General features: G+C 37.9%; 3 protein-coding genes and 1 riboswitch. All 3 genes read right to left on the reverse strand.

Going from position 1 to position 2,469, the window contains the following annotated elements; all coding sequences use genetic code 11:
- The coding region (locus Q8865_11210) for a GGDEF domain-containing protein (GenBank protein ID MDP4153986.1) at positions 1-411 on the reverse strand (411 nt) is incomplete at its 3' end.
- A 5-nt stretch (positions 412-416) separates the two neighbouring features.
- Positions 417-1,418 carry a glycosyltransferase gene (locus tag Q8865_11215; protein MDP4153987.1) on the reverse strand — a complete coding sequence of 334 codons (1,002 nt, stop codon included), beginning with the start codon at positions 1,416-1,418 and terminating at the stop codon, positions 417-419.
- A 41-nt stretch (positions 1,419-1,459) separates the two neighbouring features.
- Positions 1,460-1,547: riboswitch (cyclic di-GMP riboswitch) on the reverse strand.
- Between the two features lie 28 nt (positions 1,548-1,575).
- Positions 1,576-2,469 (reverse strand): polysaccharide pyruvyl transferase family protein (locus tag Q8865_11220; GenBank protein MDP4153988.1); only part of this gene is annotated, 894 nt, incomplete at its 5' end.

Raw genomic sequence — 2,469 nt, forward strand, 5'->3', positions numbered from 1 at the left:
ATCCTTTAAAACGTCTTCTGTAAGCCTAAGCCCACCTACGCTGACTGTCTGAAAAAATTCCTCATTCCTGTATCTTATAGGATTTCTGTGTATGCTTACCAGTTTGTCTCCTATCTTGCGCAGCTCTTCGAAATTAGAAAGCTCTGGCAGAAACACAGCAAATTCATCTTCACCAACTCTCCCGACAATTGCGTTTCTCGGAACATTGTTATAGATATTACGTACAACAAGGGTAATAAGTATATCTCCGACTTCCCTTGATTTTATTCTGTTTACGTATTTCAAATCGTCGATGTCTAAAAGCAGGATGCCCTGAAACGGAGCTTTTCCTAAGAACCTGTTGAGGAACAGGTTAAAAACATCATGCGTGTATGTAGCTGTAAGCTTGTCAAAAGACTGGATGGCCGACATCAACATTACCTTCTTTGCTTTTTTCTAAAATCGGATATTCTAAAATAAATATATAACAATAATGCGCTTTTGATACGCATTAATTCTTTTAGTACCGGCAAAATCGATGCTCCATCCAGTTCATCAATTGTTTGCCTATATTCTATGCTTTTCAGTGCTTTAGACATTTCCGATAGTTTTTTCTTCATAGGAAATCTGCTATCAGGATGAACACAGTCTGAAAGCGCAAGCGAATATTCTTCAATTATTTTTCTTTTTATGATTATTAACAAATCTTCATTACAGCCTCTTTCGTCACAAAGCTGTTTTAACTGCACATACATTCTGGCAATTCCGTAAAATCTGTTTTCATGAAATGAAACGTGAAGTCCTTTATTTCCCCTGATATGATAGCTATAAAGTGCCTCATTAATAAACGTAAAAGTGCTAATGTGGCGTATATAGGATAAAACAAAAAGCAGATCTTCGCCCATCGAAATATCGTTATCGAATTTAAGCTTATACTTCTCGATAATGCTGCGGCTGAATATTTTATTGCAAAGGCTCGATAACAACCCATCTTCATAAAGTAACGGAAAATGTGATACCGGCTCTTCCCCGCAATTTGGAAGAACTGATTGTTCCTTGCCCGTTTCGCAAAACGACCATTTGATGCCGCAGACTGTCAGGCTTTTTATATGCATTTCTGCATTTGACACCATTTTTTCAAGAATATCCACAGAAACTCTATCGTCACAGTCCCAGAAAAAAATATATTTTCCCATAGCCGCTGAAAGGCCTTTATTTCGCGCCGCGGATACCCCGGCCCTTTGTTGGTGAAAAACCTTTATCTGAGGATGTTTTACTGCAAATTCATCTAATAATTCTCCGCTTCCGTCTGTCGACCCATCATCAATAATAATCAGCTCATAATCATAAAAAGACTGATTTAAAACACAGCCAAGCATGTCATGCAAATATTCTTTTCCGTCGCAGACAGGTATTATTATACTTACTGTCCGATTCATATGCCCTCCGCCTTAAATAAAAAAGCCATAACACTAAATGTTATGGCAACTGGCTATCATATTCCAAAATGGAATTTAGACCCTTTAGTTTTGCGCCACTGTCTTTCAACAGCTTTGCTTTTTACTTATTACTTTTCATTATATCGGCTTTTAATATTCACGTCAATAGTGTATTTACCAGTTTATCCATTTCATGAAATATGCCTAAAGGCTGTTTAGAAATGCCATTATTACTTTGTGATTTTTCCGGGATAAAAATCGATGGCAATGTATCACTGTTCAAATCAGCATAGTTTTGACAAAGGTTCAAATCATTAATTATATTTAGCATCTTTTTGCTGTAAACAACCGGGAAGAATGGCTGATCCGCCATATACGAAAGAAGCATTGCATGAAAACGTGAGCAGACAGTGCGCTCCATAGACAGATATTCGCTTATAAATTCATTCATATCACCCGTATAATAAACAGCCTTGACCTTTTCAGCAATATTTCTGTCAAGGGTTAAAATAACTTCATTTACTGTGTCGAAATCCCCTTCCCTCTCGCAGAATCCAAACAGCGTGACGGCTCTGCCCGCATTCGCTTCTAAGACTATAGACGCACATACTGCTTTAAGATAATCGTTCCATTTTGCCGAAAGCTCGCCTCGCCCCCGCAGATCTATGACGGATATGCCAAAAGTTCCGCTCTTTTTGCTGACACTGGGCAGGGGATATGAAAAAACCGCGTCAGGGGCATAGCGTACACTTGAAATATTTGAAAAAAGCTCATAAGAATATTTATCCCTAAAGCTGACATCCGTGCACTTTTTAAAAATTTCGCCATATCTTTTTACATAGTCCCCACTTTTAAAAGGTCCGAAATTACTGCTTAAGATCAAATACGGTTTATTGTGGCTGTAAAAGTAATCGGTTTCAAGTCTAAGCTTGATTTCATCGCGGCTATCGCTTGGATTTTCCATAAACAGCGAACCGCCTATATAGACGCAGGCATCAAAATTTTTAAGCTGTTTTTTTTCTATATACACTTTCCCTAACTTATCAAATGC

It is taken from the genome of Bacillota bacterium (genome assembly GCA_030705925.1).
GTDB lineage: Bacteria > Bacillota > Clostridia > Oscillospirales > Feifaniaceae > JAUZPM01.

Excerpts from the sequence above, each read along its gene's own strand:
- Q8865_11215 (MDP4153987.1), bottom strand. The coding sequence starts at position 1,418 with ATGAATCGGACAGTAAGTATAATAATACCTGTCTGCGACGGAAAAGAA.